This window comes from Paenibacillus sp. EB106-05-06-XG162, assembly GCF_058791655.1.
On sequence record NZ_JBYTDT010000027.1, the window covers coordinates 1 to 23,922 of the forward strand.

The following is a 23,922-nucleotide window of genomic DNA, read 5'->3' on the forward strand; positions in this document are numbered from 1 at the left end:
CGCCAGCGTTCGTCCTGAGCCAGGATCAAACTCTCCAATAAAGTGTTTGACTTGCTCATTTTGAAACTGACTTGCTTGCGAGAACCGAAGTTCTCGTTATTCTTTCAATCATTCGTTGTTCAGTTTTCAAAGATCAATGTCTTTCTCGTTGTCGCTGTTGTTCTCAGCAGCAACTTTTATAATATATCATGTTTGATTTCATAATGCAAGATATTTTTTTAAGTTTTTTTCGAGAAGTTCTTTTCTCTTGCGTCCCGTCTGCTACTCTCGTAGCGGCCGGAATAAGAATATACCATGCATTTCACGTTTATAGCAAGAGGTAAAATATTACATCAAAATCCGCGCTTTTCTAGTAAAATCTATTGGACATATAATAGAGCTAACTCTAAGCAAGGAGACGATTCATGAGCCAATTCACATTCATCGCATCCCGTCATCCGATACCCGAAATTGATTTAACAGATATAAAGAAAGTCAAAATTAAAGATATAAGGAACAAACCTAACTTTCCAGCTTCACTCGCCCATTTGAGTGATGATATAGAAATATTGTATGGCGAAGATGGGCATACGCTAAGTGGTCTTCGTATTTCCCCGTGCACCAATCCACCCTATGATCTAGAACATTACATACGGTTAGCCTTCATCTATTGGCTTGAAGGGGTATTTGACTCCTCCACGCGAGTCCAGCATCTTATCGATTATTTGCAGACATTCAAGACTCCCGTCGAGATCTGGTCCATTGCCTTCGGACAAGGGCGACTCCCTGTACATGATAGAACCATTCGACGCGTCGACCTTCACAGTAATGACTTGAACATACTCCATCAACGGCAGTCGACTTATTGCCTGACTCTTCTATAGAAGAATCTCGTTTTCCAAATCTCCACACAATGAGGCTATAATCAAAAAAGCCCGTGCACAATGCACGAGCTTCCATTCTTATACCATGAATGAGCTATGAAATATGATAGCGATCTTGCAGCGCTTTGACTTTATTCGGCGTGACATCATTTCCCAATGGGTCCATCACCGTCGTGCTAACGACGATCTTCTCCATGGAGCCGCGAATCTCGCTCAAGTAGGATTGACGAAGACGTTGTTGTTCTTCCTTCTCCTCTGGTGCCAACGCAAATTGTTTCTCTTTTCTAGCAAGTGCATTGATTCTGGAAAGGCTCTGAATAACCATGGGTACTTCCCTCACTTCCACACACATAATTTAAGTTATTAACTAACTTAATTGAAGTATAGTGGTAATGCTCTCCATTGTCAACATCCCAGAATGCCCCTTAGTAACCTAGGCCTGCGCGGATTGCAACGTCTGACTTGGAGCCACTTCTTGCTTCTGGCGGGAAATATAGAACAGCGTGAACCAAATGAACACAAATCCAAGCAGCTGCGTCCAAGTCACGACTTGTTGGAACACGATCCAGTTGATCAATACCCCTACCATCGGAAAGCTAAGTTCTGCGAGTGTTGCATAGGAAGCTTTCGTCGTACCCAATCCTTTATAATAGAGCAGCAAACTTAGCAAACCAGGCAATAAAGCCTGCAATAATAGATTAATGAAGACGAGTGATGCATCAAGCGTTCCGATCGACAGGTTCCAGCTCTGTCCCTCAGATAGCGTAACGATAATGAGCAGCGGTAGTGCTAATGCGAAACGAAGCGAGGTAACCGTCTCATATTTCATTGTTCGTAGCAGATAGCTCCCCATCACCGTGGAACCTCCCCATAACGCAGCAGCCCCAAGCGACAAGAGACTTCCAACCTGAACAAAATCATTCACATGCCCGAACGGCAAGGTCCATCCGAACGTCAATAAATACGTACCTAACAAAGCAAGAATGAATAGGAATCCAAAGTATTTCGGCAATACTTCCTTCAGAATCACTCTAGCCAAAACAATCGCGAACAATGGCTGCAGCTTCTGCAGTAATAGCACGGCATTCAGGTCTCCATGCATAAGCCCCTGGGTGAACAGGATCGTCGCGATCGCGGACCCGCCCCAAGACACGAATAAGAGAGCGAAGACACGACGCCATCCAATCCCCTGCAGTTCCGTCCGATGCCGCCATAAGACTGGCGCAGCAACGAAGAACAGAATAATATGCTCGAGCAATACAATTTGCGTGGACGTCAGCCATTTAAGCAGGATGACGCGGAAGAGTGGATCAACACCCCATAGCGCAGCGCCGAGCACGACGAGCCAGAATCCAGCATTGAATCGTGAAGTACGTGGAACGGATAATTCTGTAGCATTCATAGTGAACTCCTCTTCTGAATACAGGAACGAAGCGGTAAGGAAACCCCACAAAGTAGTGACTTGACTTGAAGCTGATTCAGGTACTTTGCGGAGGCCCCGAAAATCATAATAGCCCCGCAAGCGCACAACCATGTACGCAAACGGGGCTGATCAAATAAACATGCAGGAATATAGCGCTACTCCAGCACGCTTTTTTGATGATCTTCTACCATCCGGACTTTACCGTCGGCCTTGGATTCTCACCAAGTCAGTCCCCACGCCAAGTTCAGCATGAGGAGTCGCGGGCTGCGTTCTACGAGGAACATCACCGCCGGTTGGGAATTGCACCCTACCCCGAAGATCCTTATTCATTTAAATTTTTATTATTTGAAAACTTATAATTAAGATTATACACGTTCACGAAATATTTCAAGTGATTTTCATCACGCTCTGCCGCGGTCTATTCACGAAATAAATACTGACGAGAATGAGCACAAGCCCAACAAGCAGTGATAGGGTAAAGGGTTCATTCAAGAATACCGTTCCAATTAGAATCGCCACTAGCGGGATTAGAAAAGTAAACGACGCCACTTTCCCTGCCTCACCCGTATCGATCAGATAATAGAACACGATCCACCCTACCGCAATGACGAAGATCGCTATAAATAACAAACATAAAACAAAGGTCCAGTTCCAGTCGATATCCGCCCAGCTTTCGAACTGTGATCCGCCCACAGTCATCACGAAACCGCCAATGATGAGCTGCAGAGTGACAAGCCATATCGAATCGACGATCGGTGCTACTTTCTTCACGAAGATCGTACCTAGCGCCCAACTCAGTGCCGAGCCAAGGGCTAACAAGATCCCTGTAACAGAAAGATCACCGCTGAACCCGCCCATACTAATCACGCCGACCCCTGCGAATCCAAGAATAAGACCTATGAGCTTCAACCCATACATCGATTCACCTAACCATAACCAGGAGAATACGCCGACAAGAACGGGTTGGAGGAACACGATCGCCGAGAACAGCCCTGCCGGCAGATAATTCAGTCCAATCGTCTGTAGTCCGTAGTACAGAATGACATTCACCAACGCGGCGAACAAATAAATCTTCCACGTCTCGCGGAATTTGAGCTTGCGGTATCTTGGCAATGCGACAATCAGCAAGAAAATCCCGCCGAGCAATGTTCGAAGTCCGGAGAATAACACAGGCGGTGTATGCTCAAGGGCGATCTTCGTAAGGGGCCAATTAATCCCCCATACCGTAATTAAAAATATTAGCAATAATGCCGACTGTAGCCTTGTTGACTTCCCCATGGTGCCATTTCCCCCTCTCGCTACCATGCTAAAACGAACGGAATCCGCCATAAGCAGCGGATCCCTCGTCTTTGTCTATAGTACAGTGATGTCAGCGATGCGGAAGGAAATCTTAGTCATTTGAACCGGATGTCCGGTATGACGTATCGCTCTAGCTTGCGCCTCCATGAGGTCAAAATATTTGAAATAGATCTCTGCCTCGTCCAGATTCGGCGTGACATAAGGCTCCACTTCGATATAATATTGACCATCCTCGAACTTCAGAACATGGCCGGTCTTCTTATTCGACATAGTTTCCCCTCTCTTACCTCAAACCCTTAATTCTTCGGTGCTTTTGCCCAGTCTGCAGCGAATTTCTCCATCCCTTGATCCGTTAATGGATGCTTCGTCAACTGCTCGATTACCCCATAAGGGATTGTCGCAATGTGCGCCCCTGCCATCGCTACGCGAGTTACGTGATCCGGGTGACGGACCGAAGCGGCAATAATTTGCGCATCCAGGTTATGAATACGGAACAACTCCGCAATTTTCGAGACAAGCAGCACGCCATCTTCTGAGATATCATCAAGACGGCCTAAGAACGGCGACACATACGTCGCACCTGCACGAGCTGCAAGAAGCGCTTGGTTCACTGTGAAAATCAACGTAACGTTCGTCTTCACGCCTTTTTTGGTTAGGTAACGGCAAGCTTCTAGACCTGCAAGGGTCATTGGAAGCTTAATTGTAATGTTTTTATCGCCACCATTGATCTTAATCAGTTCATTCGCTTCAGCGATCATCTCTTCCGCAGTTACAGCATCAGGCGATACTTCTGCTGATACAGATTCAACTTCAGGTACGAGCTTAAGAATTTCTTCAATACGATCTTCGAATTTAACGCCTTCTTTGGCAACCAGAGATGGATTCGTTGTAACACCAGAGAGAACACCGAGTTTGTACGCCTTCTGAATATCCACTACATTCGCTGTATCGATAAAAAATTTCATGCCACTTACCTCCGTTTATGATTTGATAAGATTGGTGCATTACCCTTACTATTATAAACCAATTACTGCTTCTCGACAGCATGTCCCCCGAATTCGTTGCGAAGCGCTGCGACAACCTTGCCTGTGAACGTATCCTGATCTAACGAGCGATAACGCATAAGCAGGGACATGGCAATGACAGGCGTAGCCGTCTGTAGTTCGAATGCTGTCTCGACCGTCCACTTGCCTTCCCCGGAAGAGTGCATAATGCCCTTGATCTCATCCAGATTCGCATCCTTCGAGAAAGCACGCTCCATCAGTTCGATCAACCACGAACGAATAACGGATCCGTTATTCCATACGCGGGCAACCTGCTCATAATCGAAATCAAAATCAGACTTCTCAAGCACTTCGAACCCTTCGCCAATGGCAGCCATCATCCCGTATTCGATGCCGTTATGCACCATTTTCAGAAAATGTCCGCTGCCTGACTTACCTGCATACAGATATCCTTTATCCACGGCAGTATCACGGAAAATCGGTTCAACAACGGCCCATGCCTCTGCATCGCCGCCAACCATATAACATGCCCCGTGACGAGCGCCTTCCATTCCGCCCGAGGTACCCACATCCATAAAGCTCACGCCAAATGGCTGCAACTGATTGTAACGGCGAATCGATTCTTTGTAATGCGAATTCCCCGCTTCAATGACAATATCCCCTTGCGATAACAACGGCGTGATCTCCTCAATGACAGCATCCACAACCTGATGCGGAACCATAATCCATACAATGCGCGGTGTATCAAGTGAATGAACCATCTCTTGCAGCGACGAGACACCCGTTGCTCCGTAGGATTTCATCTCTTCTACCGCTTGTGTATTCAAATCAAATGCAACGACCTCGTGCTGGTGATCCAATAAATTTTGCCCTAGGTTCAACCCCATTTTCCCAAGACCTACTAATCCGACTTTCATATGCTACCCCTCCAATGGTGTGTATATTAATTCTAGATGTCCGGCGAGTTATGAAAATTACACTTCAGTAAGCACTCGTTCTCTGAGCGGCTTATCGAGCCACCACTGGTCTTCACCCAGCAGTTGATGTGCTGCTTCTGGCCCATTCGAACCCGCTTCATACGTATGAAGTGGAACCTCATTCGCTGCGAATGCATCGAGGATTGGCTGCACCCAAGCCCAAGATAATTCAACCTCATCCCAATGGGCGAAGAATGTTCCGTCCCCGCGCATCGCGTCATGGATCAAATTCTCATAAGCCTCCGGCATATCTTGCGCATTCGAGAAGCAGTTCACTTGGACAGGCTCGAACTTGTTCGCATGCACAGGATCTTTACTATTCAACTGCAGCGTAAGCCCCTCATGCGGACCGATCTCGATCACGAGCAGGTTCGGACCTGCTGTTTCATCTTGCGGTTTGTTAAATGGTTGCAATGGATCTTTGAATTCGATAACGATCCGTGTAGACTTCTCTTGCATTCTTTTACCTGTACGGATATAGAATGGTACGCCTTCCCACAAGCTGTTATCGATCCACAATTTGGCTGCGAAGAACGTATCATTCTGCGAGCTGGACACAATGCCCGGTTCATCCAAGTAACCATGTACCGATTTCCCAGCCATTTCCCCTGCTGCATATTGTCCACGAACGATGTTGCGCGTCAAATCTTCCTTGGCGAGTGGCCGAAGCGCCTCCATCACCATCTTCTTCTTGCGGCGAACTTCGTCCGGCGTACTCTGCTGCGGCAGCTGCATCGCTGTCATCATGAGTAATTGCAGCATATGATTCTGGAACATATCCCGAATCGCACCCGCTTTATCGTAATAGCCTGCACGCTCTTCAACACCAACGGTCTCTGCTGCTGTGATCTGCACGTTCTTAATGAAACGGTTCGACCATAGCGCATGAATGACCGGGTTCGCGAATTCGAGGACTTCCAAGTTCTGAACCATCGGCTTGCCAAGATAGTGGTCAATACGATAAATTTCATTCTCATCGAACGAACGAGATAGCTGTTCGTTCAGCGCGCGAGCAGATTCCAGATCATGACCGAATGGCTTCTCAATGACGAGTCGTTTCCAGCCCTTCGTGGAGCCTAGGCCGCTTGCTTTGATATTCGATGCGATCACATCGAAGAACTCTGGAGCTACCGACAAGTAGAACAGGCGGTTGCTTGGAATATGCAATTCTTCCTCACGCGCTTCAACCAGCTTCAGAAGTTTCTCATAATCTTCGATTCGGCCCACATCAAGCACGCTGTAGCGAAGTGAGCTAAGGAAAGCTTGAAGCTGCTCAGGCGTACCTACATCACGTCTAGAGAAGGTATGAAGGGAATCTTCCACTTGCGAGCGGAATTTCTCATCAGACCATTCTCTTCTTCCGAGCCCGATAATGGAGAATGAAGCAGGCATTTTCTGGTCCAAGAACAGATTATACAAAGCCGGATATATTTTTCTTTTGGCTAAATCGCCTGTTGCACCAAATAATACGAGTGTTGTTGATTCCATATATGTGTTCCTCCTGTTGAAAAAACAATGGTTGAATCGAGGAAAGCATGCTGCCTTTATTCCTGTGAATTCAGTCCGTCATTTATTAATTATAGTATATTACAAAAAGTAAGATAAGTAAATAAATAAATCGATTCAATCGGATGAATCTGATGTACTTTGGCATAAAGCTTGAAGTACACCTTCATTGATCCGAAGCAGCTGGTCAATTTCTTCTGCGGTCAAACGATTCAGCACATTTAATATCGCTTGGCTCGACGTCGATTTCACGATCGATTGCTTCGAGATTTCCTTGCCCTGCTCGGTTAACCGCAGCTTCACTTCTCTTCGGTTATGCATCGGAATTTCTCTTACAACCAGCCCCGCCTTTACGAGTCCATCAATATTGACGCTTAACGTGCTTTTGGAAGACACCAGACGTTCGGTCAAATCCTTCAATTTCATTTCGGGCGTTGCATGCAATGTATTTAGAATCGCCATTTGCTGTAATGATAAGCCTAATGAGGCGGCATTCTGCTGCTCCATCTTGACAGTCACCCGACTAATATTCCAATAGGAGTCCAATACACGCGCTGCAAGTTTGCTCTGCTCATCCAGAGAATGCAATCGAGATATACCTCCAATCTTGTGAAAACGCTTCATTAGTGAATTGTTCATAACTGAACTATCCAACTGTGATTTAGATCATATTCCTATTCATTTTCCTTGTCAATACAAATACCACCCCTTCGTAAGAGGTGGTATTTGCCATAAATTCAATATTATTTCAACCGAGAGAGAACATTGGGGTTCAATCTGGAGCTAATCTCCTCCACGACCGCATAGTCCGTCGCTTCCGCATAGATGGCACGAACCTGGTCGCGCAGCTGCTTCACTTCCGCCAAAATCGCAAGAGAGGCCTTCATCGATGCAGCGTATTGGGCCTTCACTTGGGCAATCTCCTCCGCATACCGCTCATCGGTTCCTTCATCAATCGTACGCACGTACATATCTAGAATTTCGTCCCCTTCACGGCTTGGAAAATGCTCATGCGGCGCCGTAGAATCGAATATCGCCAGACTCAGCGCCGGGAAGATGACCATATCCAAGCTGTTCGGATCGAATCCGCAATGATAGACCTCGACACTCTGTCCGCGTTCCTCCCCTGTGGCCACCAGCTTCTTCAGCATCGTTGATTTGCCGGATCCTGGGCGGCCTTTGACGAAAATACGACGGTCGAGATGCTCCGTCAAGTTCATCACGTAATCGACGGCGCCGACGCTTGTCGCCGCCCCCAGATACAAATGACGCGTCGATTGCACAGGCCGTTCCGACGATGCATCGGGAATGAGCGACTTCAGTTCTTCCGTCACCTGATCCGCCGCATCGAAACGAATATGGTCGATATAATATTTCTCCCAATCATCGTGAATACGTAATGTATGCAGGAATGAATCCGTCGCGCTTGCATAGCGCTCCTCGATCTGCTCCTGGATCTGTTGCAATTCCTGTTGATACGGGTTGAGGATATCACGGCTAACGGCACGATGCAGCGATACCGTAATGATCTTGGTATCGGTAAAGCCTGCAAAAGCATCCGGGCATGCTGCCGCGTCAACAACGCCAATCGCTGCGCTTGGAATCCACAGGCCATCGAGCGTCTCATGATTCAACGGATTGTGGAACCACCACGCCTGAGCTCCTTGGTCACGCACGCCGTCCGCGATCTTCTGAATCATCGTTGATTTTCCCGTTCCAGGGCCACCTTCTAATAGAAACAACGCATAAGCTCCTTGAAATGCCGATGCAAATGAATTCGTTCTTCCTAACGCCGTATTCCCGCCCGCAAAAGCATGTTTAACCGTACCTGCCATTGCTATCACACTCCCTGTCATCGATTGCTTATAAGATACGATATGCAAATACCTGGAACTGTGTGTTCGCCCATAACAAAAGAGAACCCTGCCTTCATATGGAAGGAGGGTTCTTCGAACTTCGTACGTCTTATAAATTATTTACCAAGCAAATCCCTAATGGCGCTCATATTCTCTGCAAAGCCGACGAAGACTTTATCATGAATCACGAGCGTCGGCACGACCTGCTTGCCTGTCAGCTCCCAGACTTCCTTCGGATATTTCTCATTCTCTTCGCAGTTGAACTCCTGATAAGGAATGCCATTCTCCTTGAAATACCGTTTGGCATGATTACAGTCACTACAGGTTGGAATCGTATATATTTTGAGAGGTTCGGTCATCGCTATCCACTCCTTATGAGTCATTTATGCTGCAATATCTTGCAGCTTCGTAAGCGTCATTCGGTTCACGAACTTGCTGAATTTCTCCTTACCCTTCGCCTCTGCTCTATAGAAATCGATGATTCGCGTAATGGTCGGCACGAGTTGCAGTTCCTGCAATCCCGATAACAATAGCTGTGCTGCGGCAACTTTGATCCCTTTCGGCTCACCGCCGACATAGATGTCGAACGTATCCCGCATCTTCACGACGCCGATATCTTTGAACAAAGGCTCACTCGTTCCGAGGGCACAACCTGCGTATCCGATTTTGAGCGGTGTCGGTGTATCGATGCCTGCTATGGCCCGGTTCAAAGCCCGCGCCGTCTCGATCCCTGCATCTTCTGCACCTTTGCAGAAGTTACAGGCAATTAAGCTTTTGCTAACAAAACCTGCGGGGTAGACCTCGAGCCCTGCCTGCTCTAATGCCGCTTGGATCGCATCACGCCGCTCCACTGGAATCTGTACATACATTTGCTTGAACGGCGTCATCTCAATCTTCGCATTCGGACCCACAATCGTGCCAATGGCGCTCAGCTGCTCTGGGGTAAACAAGGTGCCTCCCACCTGAAGAGGTGGGGCCACCGCAATATTCATCTTCTCTCCCATGATCATTCTCCTTAGTGACGAATTTTCACACGTTGTAGACGGAGCGCATTAAGAACAACCGATACCGAGCTTAGTGCCATCGCCGCGCCAGCTACCCACGGTGCAAGCAAACCGATTGCTGCAATTGGAATCCCCAGGGTATTGTATCCAAGCGCCCAGAACAAGTTCTGCTTAATGTTGCTCATCGTCTTCCGGCTCATGTAGATCGCATCCGGGATGCTCGAGAGATCGCCGCGCATTAGGGTGACGTCAGCTGCTTCCATCGCAACGTCCGTACCTGTACCGATCGCCATTCCGATATCCGCCGTTGCAAGTGCAGGCGCATCATTAATGCCGTCCCCAACCATTGCCACGGTCTTACCTTGCGATTGTAATTTCTTCACTTCTTCCGCCTTGCCCTCTGGAAGGACTTCAGCGAGCACATGTTCAATACCGACCTCCGCTGCAATCGCCTTCGCTGTCCGCTCATTATCGCCAGTGATCATAATAACTTGAATGCCCATATCTTTGAGACGGGTTACTGCTTCCTTAGAAGTTTCTTTGATGGTATCAGCTACTGCGACAAGACCTGCATAGTCGCCGTTCATCGCAACGATCATCGCTGTCTTACCCGCTTCTTCCAGTCGATTCATCACATCATAAGCATGTTGTGCATTCACATCGAATTTCTCCATCAATCGACGAGTACCGATCAAGAGCTCCTTCCCTTCCACAACAGCCTTAATTCCATACCCCGGAATCGCTTCGAAGGACTCGGTTGCTGGCATTTCAATATTTTTCGCTTTGATCCCTTCAACGATCGCTTCTGCAAGCGGATGCTCTGAGTTCTTCTCCGCTGCACCAACCAAGCGAAGGAATTCGGTCTCATTATTTTCCGTCAATACGTCGGTTAATTCCGGTTTACCTTTCGTTACGGTACCTGTTTTATCCAGGATGATCGCGTCAATCTTATGGGTCTGCTCTAGGTGTTCGCCACCTTTGAACAAGATCCCGAACTCTGCTGCACGACCCGACCCTGCCATAATGGATGTTGGTGTCGCTAGACCAAGGGCACAAGGGCACGCAATGACGAGGATGGCAATGGCTTTCTCAAGCGCCTCAGCGAAGTTGCCTGGGGTGACAAAGAAATACCATACGAGAAAGGCAACAATGGCAATCCCAACGACAATCGGTACGAAAATACCGGAGATGACGTCTGCCACCCGTTGAATCGGCGCCTTAGAGCCTTGCGCTTCTTCAACGACCTTAATAATTTGCGCAAGCGCTGTTTCTTTCCCTACCTTTGTTGCTTGAATACGTAACATGCCGTTTTTATTCATCGTTGCCCCGATGATTTCATCGCCGGCTTTCTTCTCTACTGGAAGGCTCTCACCGGTTAACATCGACTCATCCACGGACGATACCCCTTCGAGTACAAGACCATCGACAGGAATTTTCTCACCTGGTTTGACGAGGACAACATCGCCCGCCAACACTTCTTCGACTGGAATGGATTGCTCAACGCCGTCACGAATGACAAGCGCCGCCTTTGCTTGCAGCCCCATCAACGATTTGATCGCTTCGGATGTCCGGCCTTTCGCCAAAGACTCGAATAATTTGCCCATAAGAACGAGCGTAATCAACACGGCACTTGTCTCGTAGTACATCGCAGGCCCATGGTGGGCGTTCGCACCTGCTAAGAACCAATCGATGGTGAGATACAGACTGTAGAAGTAAGCAGCAGATGTACCGAGCGATACCAATACATCCATGTTCGCACTGCCGTTACGAAGCGCTTTGTAAGCCCCGACATAGAACTGTCTTCCGATATAGAATTGAACTGGCGTGGAGAGAAGCAACTGTATCCACGGATTCATGAATAGATCCGGTACGTAAATCCACGACGTAAATGAAAAGTGTCCCACCATGCTCCACAAGAGTGGAAGCGAGAGAATCGCCGAGATCAGCAGGTTCCGTTTCTGGTGCCGAATTTCCTTAGCACGATGATCGCCCGTGGATTCACTATCTTGCTTCGTGATCGCCTGGTAACCAAGCTGCTTCACCTTGTTCTGCATATCCGTGACCGACACATCGCCTGGCGAATATTCGACGCGTGCTGTCTCCATCGCGAAGTTAACGGTTGCGCTTGTCACCCCAGCCATCTTGCTGAGTCCTTTCTCAATTCGGTTCGCGCAAGCTGCGCAAGTCATGCCTTCCAGCTTGAAATCAACCGTTTCTTTGGCTACACCATAACCTAATTTCTTAATGGTCTCTTCCATACGATCCACGTCTAGCTTAGATGGATCATAAGATAGGCTCGCTTTCTCCAGTGCAAAGTTCACGTTGGCGTTCGATACGCCTTCTAATTTATTGAGACCCTTCTCAATCCGGTTTGCGCAAGCCGCACAAGTCATGCCCGTAATGGAAAGGGTGGTCTGTTTCTCATTCGTCGCCGTTGACATTCTCAGTCACTCCTCTTGTTCAACCTCTTCATGAACTTAGTATACCCCTCTACCCTATATGAAGTCAACAGCATTTTTACAATACCCCTCTACCCTACATAAAAGATCATAATGAATTCCCGCAATTCCCTACAATTGATGTTGGTTTTCCCGTTATTTTATGAGCTTATTCACCGTCACCAGGAGCTCTGATAACACATTTGTGTCGCCTTCCTTCACCCGATCCATGACACAGCTCTTCATATGACATTCGAGCACCAGCTTACCTACTTCATTCAAAGCCGACTGTACAGATGCAATCTGACTCATCACATCATCATAGTAGGTATCCTTCTCGGTCGTGCCTTTCACGCCACGAATTTGCCCTTCAATTCGATTCAGTCTGCTCATAATATACCCCTCTATAGTATATTAATCGGTTCGTAAAACTTCAATTTTTAAGCTTTACGCATTTCGTTCTTATTGTTATCTTGGTAAAAAGTAATCTATCGTCTTAGGCACCTACTATGCAATGGACAAGGAGAGGTTATTCATGTTCAAACAAGACCGCGGGAACCTGAAAGTATGGATCCATTTTTTCGTTCCTTATGCCCTTCTACTCACCGGGTTCCTCGGCGTCGGCTTATACGCATATGACCGGACCACATCATTAGTTGAGAGCCATACCAAAGAAACCGCCTATGCCGTCCTCGAACAGACCAAAGAGATTCTAGACCGCCGCTTCAATGAGCTGGAGACGATGGCCGAGCAGGCTGCGAACAGCACGAAGGTGCAGTCTTTTCAGTATGTCGATCGACCCTTCGCTGGTACCAATCCCATTCGAATCCTCGAGCTCAAAAAAGATTTATTCGATTATTCCCTATTCAATCATTTCCTACTGAACTACTACATGGTCTACCCGCACAGCGAAGTCGTGGTGTCGCCCCGATCTTCTTATTCCCTGCGCCAATTCTACGACCTGGAGTTCCGATACGAGAACCAATCCTATGAGGACTGGCTGAAAGAATTGAAGTCTCGCACCAGTACCAAGACCTTCATCCCGGGACGTACGACAACGTATCAGAACAAAGAGGTCTCTGTCGTCACGTACATGCAATCATTTGGCTCCCAAGAACGATCCGGCATCGTCCTCATGCTCATCGACAATACGCAGATCCAGAGCATGCTGCACAAGCTGGATTCTAGTAATGGCGGTTTCGTCTTAATTACAGACGCAAAAGGCGAGATCATCAGTCGTACCGGTTCGAAAACCGACAGCAGCTGGGCCTCAGAGCTGAAGGATGGATTCAACCCGATCGATATCGATGGGCAACGGATGCTCGTTACGAAGACCACGTCTCGCTACAATGGCTGGACGTATCTGACGGCGCAGCCTGAGTCCTATGTTCTCGAGAAGGTTCACTCCATTAAACAACTAATCTTATCCATTATGCTAATCGGCCTCATCTTCGGTCTGATCGCAGCACTGCTCTTCTCCTATCGCAACAGCCGTCCGCTCTGGTTGCTCCTTCGTCTACTCCCATCGGGCCGCATGGCGGGAGGACATTCACCGAATCGCAATGCTTGGGATTTCGTACGGACCTCGGTGACGAATCTGATGCTAAGCAATGACTACTTGTCCGAGAAAATGGATCAGCAGGTCCCACTTATTCGCAGCGGATTCTATGATCGACTGCTGCGTGGCCACTATCTGTCCAACAAAGACATTGCCGCGGCGATGGAGCATTCCCGCCAGACCTGGGATGGTGAATACTTCGCCGTCAGCATTCTAATGATCGCAGGTTATGAGGGGACATATAATGAAGCCATGCTCACCGAGCTAGATTTCCGTAAAATCGCAATCCGCGACATTATCGCCACAGGCTATGGGCGTATCATCGCAACACATGACCTGGGGGAGAATCAGATCGGCTTACTGCTGAATGACGACGCTATCTCGCCAGCCGCATTCATGGAGGATGTTCGGAACCATCTCAAAGCACTACATCATCGAATTGCTGCCGCACTGCATGTTCAGGTCAATATGACCGTCGGCGGATGTTATATGCAAATGACGGAGATCAGCCGATCTTATGAAGAAGCTCGTCTGCTTCGAGAACGGGAGCATTTATCCGAACAACGTCCCATCGTGTTCCATGACGAGGAGAGCCCTGCATTGCCAATGTATTATTATCCGCCCGATGTTGAGCTCAGGCTCATTAACCTTGTTAAATCAGGCAACTTGCCCGAGACAGAGGCGCTTCTCGAACAGATCCGTCAGAACAACCTGGAGCAACAGCATCTCCCTGCCGCCGTCACACGGGTTCTTATTCATGAGTTAACAGGTACACTCCTGAAATGCTGTGAGCAAGAACCGGGAGATAACGATCGCCAGCAAGAAGAAGTCAAATCAGCACTCGCCGCTTCGGAAACGAGTCGTATGCCAAGGATCGCATTCGAACTGCTTGTCATCGCGTTCATGCATCTATGCCGCCAGCAGCATGACCGGAAGAAAAGCCATAACAATCAGTTAAAACAAGATTTGATCCAACACCTCGAAGAGCATTATATGCGAACGGAGCTGAGCTTATCGGAGCTTGCAGAGCGCTTCAACTACGCTGAAGCGTATATATCGTATTTTTTCAAAGAACAGACGGGTGTGAACTTCTCCGATTATCTGGAATCGATTCGCATGAACCATGCCAGACGGCTCCTCAAGGAGAGCGACATGTCCGTGAACGAGATCGCAGCTTGGGTCGGCTACTATTCCCTCAACTCGTTCAGCCGCGCCTTCAAAAGAGCCAACGGCGTAAGCGCCACGGAGTTCCGCAAGCACGCACGGAGCGGAATCTAAAGGATTGCACAGCACTTGATTAGGGAATAAACGAGCATTTATTCCTTTTCTAAAAACCTGCATAGCCCTTGAATTTAACGCATTTACGAAAGCGCTTACTCCCTCTATACTTCGAATCACCGGCCGGTTAACCAATGGACATTCAAGGGGGAATCACAGCTGAAATCTTGGATATCGTTTAAAAAGGGGTGGCAGCTGTACGCGTTATTTGCCTTGCCGCTTCTCTACATCATCGTGTTCAAATATGCCCCGATGCTTGGCAACATTATCGCATTCAAACAGTATTCGATCACCAAAGGCATGTTCGGCAGCCCATGGGCAGGATTCACGCATTTCGAACGGTTCTTCAACTCTCACGAATTTTGGCGCTTACTGACCAACACGCTATCCATCAGCTTCTACACGCTTCTCGCGAGTTTCCCGTTCCCGATCCTGCTCGCTTTAGGACTTAATTATGTGAAAAATGAACGCTTCAAGAAAACGGTCCAAATGGTTACGTATGCGCCCTACTTCATCTCACTCGTCGTCGTTGTCGGCTTGCTGTTCCAATTCCTTGACCCCCGCACGGGGATCGTCAATCACATCTTGGGATGGTTCGGTGTGGATCCGATCAACTTCATGGGTGAAGCATCGATGTATCAGACCATCTATGTCGGTTCCTATGTATGGCAGAACGTCGGGTTTGCTTGCATCATTTATTTGGCAGCGCTCGCGGGGATTGATCCCTCTCTGCACGAAGCGGCTGTCATGGATGGCGCCAACAAAGTCCAGCGGATGCGTCACATCGATATCCCTGGTATTATGCCGATTGCCGTCATTCTGTTAATCCTGAATACAGGGCAGATGATGGAGACGGGCTTCGAGAAGATCCTGCTCATGCAAAATTCACTGAACTTGCGAACTTCGGAGGTCATTGATACGTACGTGTACAAAGTTGGGCTCGTCTCGCAAGCAATGAATTTCTCATACGCGACCGCAATTGGCCTATTCAAAGCCGCGATTGGTTTTGTCCTGCTGATCGTCGTTAACCAGACGGCGAAAAAGGTCGGGCAAGAAAGTCTATGGTAGGAGGGGGAGACAACGATGCAACAACATTCCACCATTCGCGAGTCGGGCAGCGACAAGGCATTCACCATCGTTAATTATGTGATTCTCTCGATCGTGCTCCTCATCATCTTGTATCCGCTCATCTATGTTGTAAGCGCTTCATTTAGTTCGAGCTATGCTGTTCTATCCGGCAAAGTATGGCTATGGCCCGTCGAACCGTCGCTGGATGGCTATAAGGCCGTTTTCAAAAACAAAAATATACTCACGGGGTTCCAAAACACGGTGTTCTATACGATCGCGGGAACTCTGATCAATGTCATCATGACGATCTTAGCTGCCTATCCACTATCCAGACGGGATTTCAACGGTCGAAATGTCTTCATGCTAATCTTCGTGTTCACCATGATGTTCAGCGGCGGACTGATTCCAACGTATTTCGTTGTCAAAGAGCTGCATATGATTGACACCGTCTGGGCGATGCTCATTCCTACAGCGTTATCCGTATGGAATGTGATCATTATGCGAACGTATTTTCAGACGACGATTCCACATGAACTGCTCGAAGCATCACAAATGGACGGATGCAATGATTTTCGTTTCCTGCGGAGCATCGTGCTTCCGTTGTCCGGACCGATTCTGGCCGTCATCGCTTTGTTCTACGCCGTTGGGCATTGGAATCAATATTTTAACGCGATGATCTATTTGAAAGACCCGGAGTTGTATCCATTACAGCTCATTCTTCGGGACATCTTGGTTCAGAACGAGGTGAAGATCGACATGCTGGGGGATGTCAAAACGGCGGCGGCCCGCCAAGGCTTGCGCGAACTATTGAAGTATTCGCTCATTGTCGTATCCTCTGTCCCTCTGCTTATCGTCTATCCGTTCGTGCAGAAGTTTTTCGTGAAAGGCGTCATGATTGGCTCTATTAAGGGCTAAGGTTGGTTATTAGAACCATTATGGGAGGGTCTCTATGAGAAAAACATGGGTTACGCTTATCGCAATCTTGCTTCTACTTACTACTGTTCTATCCGCTTGCTCCGGTTCGAATGAAGGGAAAGGCACCACGACAGATACGCCAAAAGAAGGTACAACGACGACGGACAGCTTGCTGACGCCGCCAGGCACCTACCCGATTACCAAAGAGAAAGTTACACTGAAGGTCATGGTGCGCGGCAATCCGCTCGTCGAGAATTTCTCGACGAATGAATTCACCAAATGGTATGAAGAGAAAACCAATGTCCACATTGAATGGGAAGTCGTCCCTGAGCAGAGCATGCAGGAGAAATTGAACCTTGTGCTTGCCAGTGAAGACTATCCGGATGTCATCTTCGGAATGAACGTGTCGCCTGCACAAGAGATGATCTATGGCACGCAGGGCGTATTCCTGCCATTGAATGATCTGATTGAGCAGCAAGGCACGCAGACGAAGAAGATGTTCGCCGATCGCCCTGATATTAAAGCAGCGATTACCGCACCAGGCGGCAACATCTACTCTCTGCCTGAAGTGAATGAATGCTACCACTGCTCGATGAGTCAGAAGATGTGGATCTACAAGCCGTGGCTCGATAAATTAGGTCTCAGCATGCCGACGACGACCGAGGAGCTGTACAACGTGCTCAAAGCGTTCAAGACGAAGGACCCGAATGGCAACGGCAAAGCCGATGAGATTCCACTATCCATCTCACCAAAATCGTGGAGATCTTCCATTGATGGGTTCCTGATGAACTCCTTCGTCTACAACCCGATGTACGGATCGACGAAGCATCTATTCGTGCAGGACGGCAAGCTCGATGTCTCCTACACGAAGCCGGAATGGAAAGAAGGCTTGAAGTATCTGCACAAGCTCTATGCGGAAGGTTTGATTGCTCCTGAATCATTCACCCAAGACGATAATCAGCTCATTCAGATCGGGGAAAATCCGAAGGAAGTCCTGCTCGGCGCTTCAACCGGCGGACACCAAGGAGTATTCACGCAGTTGCTCGGCGAGAGCGGTCGCTGGAGCGAGTATACTACTGTTCCGGTCTTGAAAGGCCCTGGTGGCGTGCAATATGCGCCAAACGATGCAACAAGCTTAACGACGGGTGCTTTCCTCATCACGAATAAAGCGAAAAATCCTGAAATCGCGCTCCGTTGGGCCGATGGATTATACGAATACGAGCACACACTGCGCAGCAATTACGGCCGTCCAGACTCGGAATGGCGTGATGCCAAAGAAGGCGAGATCGGCATCGACGGCAAACCGGCGAAATGGTCCGAATTGAAATCGTTCGGGGAAGTACAGAACGTGAACTGGGCACAGACAGGTCCTGCGCTTCGCTCCAACGAATTCCGCCTTAGCGCGGTGAGCAAAGGCGATAAAGACCTTGAAGTGATCCTCTATAATGAGACCAAGAATAATTATGAGCCATACAAGCCAACGAATATCGCAACGGTTCCTCCGCTCTTCATGACGAATGAGCAAGCGACAGAGGTTGCTGATCTCTCGAAGACCGTCAATGATTATGTAGATGAAATGTTAGCCCGCTTCGTCATCGGAGATGCCGACGTTGATAAGGAATGGGATACCTATATCAGTACGCTCGATGGGATGAATTTGAAACGACTCGTCGAGGTCTACCAGGAAGCTTATGATGCGCAGACGAAAAAATAATTGATGTGATAAGGATCCGTTCTGTTCTATGGACGGGTCCTTTCGATTGTTGCATAATGTAGACATGGGAGGGACTATACATGACAACTGAGCTGAATCATAATCAAAAAAACGAATCATCACCAAGTAAACCAGCGGTTGAAACCGCTGCCATGGAAATGACCCGCAATGCCGAGCCACTCGTGCTCGAATTCCGCGGCGGTCACCTAGAAAATGTCCACTACGGACATGTCTGCGGCGTCGATGAGACCAGACGCACGACGTATCGTTCCGGGGATCCGGAATGGGTTACCTTCATGCGTTCCGCAGCCAAGCCGATTCAAGCGATTCCATTCTTCCTCGAAGGATTTGACGAGAAATTCGGGTTCACCCCCGAAGAACAAGCCATTATGATGGCTTCGCATCGCGCGCTTCCTTATCATGTTGAGGCGTTGGAAGGCATGATGACCAAGCTGGGGCTAGACGAGAATGTCCTTGTCTGCAAGCCGACCTATCCACTCGATGCAGACGCAAGAGATACGCTCGTAGGGGATCATAAGCCGCAGCGCCGCATCTATCATAACTGCTCTGGTAAACACCTCGGTGTACTCGCATACTGCAAAGGTATGGGCTATTCGCTTGATGAATATTATGCTGCGGACCATCCCGCACAAGTACGTATTCTACAGATTGCATCGGAGTTATCCGAATGCCCTGTTCAAGATATTCAGATCGGAACCGACGGCTGCGGCTTCCCTGTATTCGGCATGCCGCTTCGGAATATGGCAATCGCCTTCCTCAAGCTGGCTTGCCCGGATTTGATCGAAGATGTGAAGCTGCGTGAAGCGGTCGTGAAAGTCACAACACTTATGAATGCCTATCCACGCATGATCTCGGCGGAGTATCTGATCTGCCCGAATCTGCTCATGGACGAGAATATTGTAGCGAAAGGTGGCGCAAAAGGCATCTATTGCTTCGCACTGAAGAAAGAGCGTCTTGCCTTTGCACTCAAAGTAACCGATGGTTCCGAAGATGAATGGCCGATCGCGGTCGCTTCGATCCTCGAGCAAATCGGATATAAAAATCAAGCAACGATTGATCGGATGTACCACATCGGTCCACCGGCGATTCGCAACGACAACGGACTCGTTATCGGCGAGAACCGCAGCGTCTTCACGCTGCATCAGGAGTAGTATCATGCCGAACATCGACTGGAATTACGAAGTTCAGCGGCGGCAAGAAGCGCTTATGCGCGACTTGTCGTCGCTCCTTGCCATTCCTAGCGTGAAGGACCTCAGCACGGTAGGTCCTGGAGCGCCGCTCGGAGTTGAATCCGCGCTGGCGCTGCGCTATGTGCTGGACCTCGCTGCACAGCATGGGCTTCAGGTCGTGAACCACGAAGGGATCGTTGGCTATGCAGCTTACGGTGGCGCGGTAGACGCGAATGCTGCTGGGAAATCGGATGGTACTGCTGATGCTGGTAAGCCGGAGGATTATATTGCGGTGCTTAGTCATGTGGACGTCGTTCCGGCGACGGGAGACTGGACTTCTCCTCCCTTCGCTCCGGAAATTCGCGAAGGCCGCTTGTACGCGCGGGGCGCAATTGATGATAAAGGGCCTACCATCGCCGCACTCTATGGGCTGCTCATCGTGAAAGAACTCGGCCTGCCTCTTCGTCATCAAGTTCGTCTCATTATCGGCACGGATGAAGAGACGGGGATGAACTGCATGGAGGTATACAACCGTTATGAACGGCCACCACTCGCCGGCTTTACACCGGATGCTGATTTCCCGATCGTACACGCGGAAAAAGGGCAAGTGAATACCCGAATGACACTGCGATTCGATGATGAATCAGGGGAGCATTCGGTTCCCGCTTCCGTTGATGCACCTCCGTTGCGACTGCGTGCGTTCCGTTCGGGAACGGCAGCCAATATGGTGCCGGACGCTGCTGAAGCGGTGGTGAGCGGATCGGCGGCGGCGCTCGATTCGTTAGCGCTCGCGTTGCAGGTCTTTTGTGCTGAAAGAGAGCTGGAAGGCGGATTTGCTGGTGATTCTGGGGAAATCACACTACATATGAAAGGGAAGTCTGCCCACGGCATGGTTCCTGAGCTGGGTAACAATGCGGGACTCCGGTTGCTCGAGTTCCTAAATACTCAGTCGTTCGCAGACCACGACGCCCGCTTCATTCGCGGCGCGGCTGACCTGCTCGCTGGCGAAACGGCAGGCGAAGCGCTGGGAATTGCCAGCCGTGACGAAGCGACGGGCGCTCTTACGGTCAATGTTGGATTGCTTCAATACGACCCAGCCGCACCTGAAGGCTATTACCACCTGAATATTCGCTTCCCATCCTGCATCCGCGGCGAACAGATCGTCGATACATTACGTGCGCGCATCGCGCCATATGGCTTCGAGTTGTCGCCGCCGATCATCAAGCCGTCGCATCTCGTGCCGGCCGACCATCCAATGATTCGGACGCTGCAAACCGTCTATACAGAGCAGACGGGTGCGGAAGCGACGCTCTTGTCGACCGGAGGCGGAACGTATGCTTGCAAGCTTCCAAACTGCGTAGCATTCGGACCACTCTTCCCGGGAGAGCTCGACACGGCGCATCAGCCTGACGAGTCGGTCAGCATCGACAGCCTGATGCAAGCGACGGCGATCTACGCAAAAGCGATCTATGAATTAGCGAATTTGAATTATTTCGCACCTGGCGAAGGGAGAGCACAACGATGAACATTCGCGTATTAGAATCGTCTGCAAGCTGTAGCGAAGCAGACATCAAGGTTTATCTGGCAACCGAAGGCGCCGAAAGGCTGGAGCTCGATTATGACGTGAAGCCTGCTATGACGGCGCACGGCAAAGTGACGATATTCTACGGTACGCGCGGCAGCCAGCATACGGCTGTCATCGGGCTGGGGCATGCAAAACGCCTAAGCACGGAAATGGTTCGCCGCGCGGCAGGCTGCGCTGTGCGTGCATTCGAACAGGAGGGCTTCCGATCAGCCGCCGTCCTGCTAGATTCCCTGCCGGCGGAGACGTTAGCATTCGATGCGGTCTTGGGGGCATGGGTGGAAGGCTGGATTTTAGGCCGTTATACCTTTGACGGCTATAAGAAGGACCCTCATCAAGGCACCCTCGAGGAGCTGATCTTGCTGCATGCGAGCGGCGATAGCGATGCTGCGCAGCACGCGATTGAGAAGTCGCGGCGCCGTGTGGAGAGCACGATGCTGGCACGCGATTGGTGCAACGAACCTGCGAATGTAATGACGCCGGAGCAGCTGACTGAGCGGATCGTGCAACGGTTCAACGGACGAGCGCATACCCGCGTGAAGGTGTATCAAGGCGAAGCATTGGCGGAGCACGGCATGAACGGATTATTGGCCGTAGCGCAAGGAAGTCGTCAGCTGCCGGCCCTCGTCGAAGTGGCCTATGCATCAGATACATCCCTGCCATTGCTTGCGCTCATCGGCAAAGGGATGACGTTCGATATGGGCGGTATGAACGTGAAGACAGGACGCGACCTCAGCGAAGCCCGCTTTGACATGGGCGGCGCCTGTGCCGTCATCGGTGCATTGGATCTCTTGATCGCGAGCGGTGCGGCAGCGAACGTCGTCGCGGTGATCGCCATCGCCGACAACGTGCCTGGCGCAGGTGCGCTGCTGCCTTCCTCCATCGTCCGTTATCCGAACGGACTGACGGTGCAGGTCGGCAACACCGATGCCGAAGGCCGGCTGATCCTCGCCGATGGCCTTCTTCACGCAGGCCGGCTCGGCGCAGCGGAGATCATCGATATCGCGACATTGACGGGCGCGGTCGGACACGCACTCGGCCTGCGCATCGCAGGCGTCTGGGGCGACCCGAACAGCACGAAGTCGCTTCATGAACTCGGCGCCGTCAGCGGCGACCGGGTATGGCCGCTGCCGCTCATCGACGATGACGATGCGCTGCTCGGCAGCGATTATGCGGACCTGAACAATATCAGCTCCAGCGCGTACGGCGGCGCGAACGCCGCGGCGCTGTTCCTGCGCCGATTCGTCGGGGCGGACACCCGGTGGGCCCATATCGACATGGCCAATACCGTCCAGTCGCCGACTGATCGCGGGTACGAGCGCACAGGCGCAACAGGCTTCGGCGTACGTCTATTGGCAGACTACGTCATGCAGCGAGCGGAGCAATGCGAAAAATAATAGATACAGCAAAGGGTCAACGTGATATTACGTTGACCCTTTGCTTCACGCTATCAAAACGGCAACAAGAAAATGACGCCATATCGAGGTGTTTATCAGATGGAGATTACCTCCCCCTGTTTGATCGCTATTAATAGAGCCGAAAACATAGACGAGGAAATGTTTAACCATGCCCTTCAATGGATTCCCGAGGATCATCGATATCCAATTATGCGGCTTAGAAGAAAAGAAGACCGCGACCTAGCTTTGCTAGGCGCACTATTAATTCGATACGCGATAAGTAAAGCATGTTCCATCCCCTTCAAGGATATTGTGATTCGCAAAAATGAATACGGCAAACCCTACTTATCGGGTTCTCATCACATTCATTTTAATATATCCCATTCCGGTCAATGGGTTGTCCTCATGCTGAGTGAAAACCCTGTCGGTGTAGATATCGAGCAAATAAAAGACATCGACTTAACTGCATTTGACTTATTCTTCGCAAGCTGTGAAATAAATCGATTGTCCTCCTATACGGGCCGACAGAAGTTATCATGTTTCTACGACTTGTGGACGCTCAAAGAAAGCTATATGAAGGCGATCGGGGTAGGCCTGTCGATGCCGCCGGATTCTTTCTGGATCGAATTTGAGCCGCGTATTGCTGTTTATCCTCATCAAGCTGAGAAGGACTGGCATTTTAGACAATATGCATTTTTCCCAGAGTATAAGCTCTCGGTGTGCAGCTCTAATCCATCGTTCCCTGAAGAAGTTCGCCGTCTAGCATCCGCTCATTTTATGAACCTGGTGTCACTTCACGTCTTCTCATAAAAAAGGCATAGTCGAATCAACGAACACGTTGATTCAGCTA

22 protein-coding genes and 1 riboswitch are annotated in these 23,922 nt (G+C 49.6%); of the genes, 9 read left to right on the forward strand and 13 right to left on the reverse strand.

All coding sequences use genetic code 11. The annotated features are described in order from the left end of the window. Window positions 1–404: 404 nt before the first annotated feature. Entirely contained in the window at window positions 405–863 is a 459-nt protein-coding gene (locus AC3WU2_RS29515) for a hypothetical protein (protein ID WP_492458411.1), read from the forward strand. A 94-nt stretch (window positions 864–957) separates the two neighbouring features. On the opposite strand, the gene AC3WU2_RS29520 is transcribed toward AC3WU2_RS29515, so the two are convergent. The 13 genes from AC3WU2_RS29520 to AC3WU2_RS29580 form a co-directional block, all read right to left on the reverse strand. After that, a complete protein-coding gene (locus AC3WU2_RS29520; protein WP_492458412.1) occupies window positions 958–1,188 on the reverse strand; it encodes a DUF896 domain-containing protein in 231 nt (76 codons plus the stop codon). Window positions 1,189–1,296: 108 nt separating this feature from the next. Further along, the gene (locus AC3WU2_RS29525; protein WP_492458413.1) at window positions 1,297–2,265 is read right to left on the reverse strand and encodes a DMT family transporter; all 969 of its coding nucleotides are present in this window, start codon (window positions 2,263–2,265) and stop codon (window positions 1,297–1,299) included. Between the two features lie 196 nt (window positions 2,266–2,461). Next, a riboswitch (FMN riboswitch) is annotated at window positions 2,462–2,610 on the reverse strand. Between the two features lie 63 nt (window positions 2,611–2,673). Continuing rightward, window positions 2,674–3,564 carry a DMT family transporter gene (locus AC3WU2_RS29530; RefSeq protein WP_018759876.1) on the reverse strand — a complete coding sequence of 297 codons (891 nt, stop codon included), beginning with the start codon at window positions 3,562–3,564 and terminating at the stop codon, window positions 2,674–2,676. Between the two features lie 75 nt (window positions 3,565–3,639). Then, entirely contained in the window at window positions 3,640–3,855 is a 216-nt protein-coding gene (locus AC3WU2_RS29535; RefSeq protein ID WP_492458414.1) for a hypothetical protein, read from the reverse strand. Between the two features lie 26 nt (window positions 3,856–3,881). Next, entirely contained in the window at window positions 3,882–4,550 is a 669-nt protein-coding gene (fsa, locus tag AC3WU2_RS29540; RefSeq protein WP_018759874.1) for a fructose-6-phosphate aldolase, read from the reverse strand. Window positions 4,551–4,612: 62 nt separating this feature from the next. Further along, window positions 4,613–5,506: a phosphogluconate dehydrogenase (NAD(+)-dependent, decarboxylating) gene (gene gnd, locus AC3WU2_RS29545; protein WP_492458415.1), complete on the reverse strand. Its 894-nt coding sequence runs from the start codon at window positions 5,504–5,506 to the stop codon at window positions 4,613–4,615. 57 nt (window positions 5,507–5,563) lie between these two features. Then, entirely contained in the window at window positions 5,564–7,054 is a 1,491-nt protein-coding gene (zwf, locus tag AC3WU2_RS29550) for a glucose-6-phosphate dehydrogenase (RefSeq protein ID WP_492458416.1), read from the reverse strand. A 135-nt stretch (window positions 7,055–7,189) separates the two neighbouring features. Continuing rightward, on the reverse strand, window positions 7,190–7,660 hold the full coding sequence (locus AC3WU2_RS29555; protein ID WP_018759871.1) for a MarR family winged helix-turn-helix transcriptional regulator: 471 nt from the start codon (window positions 7,658–7,660) through the stop codon (window positions 7,190–7,192). 155 nt (window positions 7,661–7,815) lie between these two features. Next, complete coding sequence (locus tag AC3WU2_RS29560; protein WP_492458417.1) at window positions 7,816–8,907, reverse strand: hypothetical protein; 1,092 nt, start codon at window positions 8,905–8,907, stop codon at window positions 7,816–7,818. Between the two features lie 137 nt (window positions 8,908–9,044). After that, window positions 9,045–9,287 carry a glutaredoxin family protein gene (locus AC3WU2_RS29565; protein ID WP_492458418.1) on the reverse strand — a complete coding sequence of 81 codons (243 nt, stop codon included), beginning with the start codon at window positions 9,285–9,287 and terminating at the stop codon, window positions 9,045–9,047. A 24-nt stretch (window positions 9,288–9,311) separates the two neighbouring features. Then, on the reverse strand, window positions 9,312–9,932 hold the full coding sequence (locus tag AC3WU2_RS29570) for a nitrite reductase (protein WP_492458419.1): 621 nt from the start codon (window positions 9,930–9,932) through the stop codon (window positions 9,312–9,314). Between the two features lie 11 nt (window positions 9,933–9,943). After that, window positions 9,944–12,373 (reverse strand): heavy metal translocating P-type ATPase, encoded by a 2,430-nt coding sequence (locus AC3WU2_RS29575; protein ID WP_492458420.1) that lies wholly within the window; start codon window positions 12,371–12,373, stop codon window positions 9,944–9,946. A 153-nt stretch (window positions 12,374–12,526) separates the two neighbouring features. After that, window positions 12,527–12,763 (reverse strand): metal-sensitive transcriptional regulator, encoded by a 237-nt coding sequence (locus AC3WU2_RS29580; RefSeq protein ID WP_492458422.1) that lies wholly within the window; start codon window positions 12,761–12,763, stop codon window positions 12,527–12,529. Window positions 12,764–12,905: 142 nt separating this feature from the next. Between AC3WU2_RS29580 and AC3WU2_RS29585 the strand changes: the two genes are divergently transcribed. From AC3WU2_RS29585 to AC3WU2_RS29620, 8 genes are all read left to right on the forward strand, one after another. Then, the gene (locus tag AC3WU2_RS29585; RefSeq protein WP_492458423.1) at window positions 12,906–15,206 is read left to right on the forward strand and encodes a helix-turn-helix domain-containing protein; all 2,301 of its coding nucleotides are present in this window, start codon (window positions 12,906–12,908) and stop codon (window positions 15,204–15,206) included. 213 nt (window positions 15,207–15,419) lie between these two features. Next, window positions 15,420–16,274, forward strand: a complete 855-nt coding sequence (locus AC3WU2_RS29590) for an ABC transporter permease (RefSeq protein WP_018759864.1) — start codon at window positions 15,420–15,422, stop codon at window positions 16,272–16,274. Window positions 16,275–16,289: 15 nt separating this feature from the next. Then, window positions 16,290–17,189: a carbohydrate ABC transporter permease gene (locus tag AC3WU2_RS29595; RefSeq protein ID WP_018759863.1), complete on the forward strand. Its 900-nt coding sequence runs from the start codon at window positions 16,290–16,292 to the stop codon at window positions 17,187–17,189. Window positions 17,190–17,223: 34 nt separating this feature from the next. After that, the gene (locus AC3WU2_RS29600; RefSeq protein WP_492458426.1) at window positions 17,224–18,903 is read left to right on the forward strand and encodes an ABC transporter substrate-binding protein; all 1,680 of its coding nucleotides are present in this window, start codon (window positions 17,224–17,226) and stop codon (window positions 18,901–18,903) included. Between the two features lie 80 nt (window positions 18,904–18,983). Further along, a complete protein-coding gene (locus AC3WU2_RS29605; protein WP_492458428.1) occupies window positions 18,984–20,075 on the forward strand; it encodes an asparaginase in 1,092 nt (363 codons plus the stop codon). 4 nt (window positions 20,076–20,079) lie between these two features. Next, on the forward strand, window positions 20,080–21,618 hold the full coding sequence (gene pepV, locus AC3WU2_RS29610; RefSeq protein ID WP_492458429.1) for a dipeptidase PepV: 1,539 nt from the start codon (window positions 20,080–20,082) through the stop codon (window positions 21,616–21,618). Beyond that, window positions 21,615–23,072, forward strand: a complete 1,458-nt coding sequence (locus AC3WU2_RS29615; RefSeq protein WP_492458431.1) for a leucyl aminopeptidase family protein — start codon at window positions 21,615–21,617, stop codon at window positions 23,070–23,072. Before pepV ends, AC3WU2_RS29615 begins: the two co-directional genes overlap by 4 nt. 159 nt (window positions 23,073–23,231) lie before the next feature. Next, window positions 23,232–23,882 carry a 4'-phosphopantetheinyl transferase family protein gene (locus AC3WU2_RS29620; protein WP_492458433.1) on the forward strand — a complete coding sequence of 217 codons (651 nt, stop codon included), beginning with the start codon at window positions 23,232–23,234 and terminating at the stop codon, window positions 23,880–23,882. Window positions 23,883–23,922: the final 40 nt, after the last annotated feature.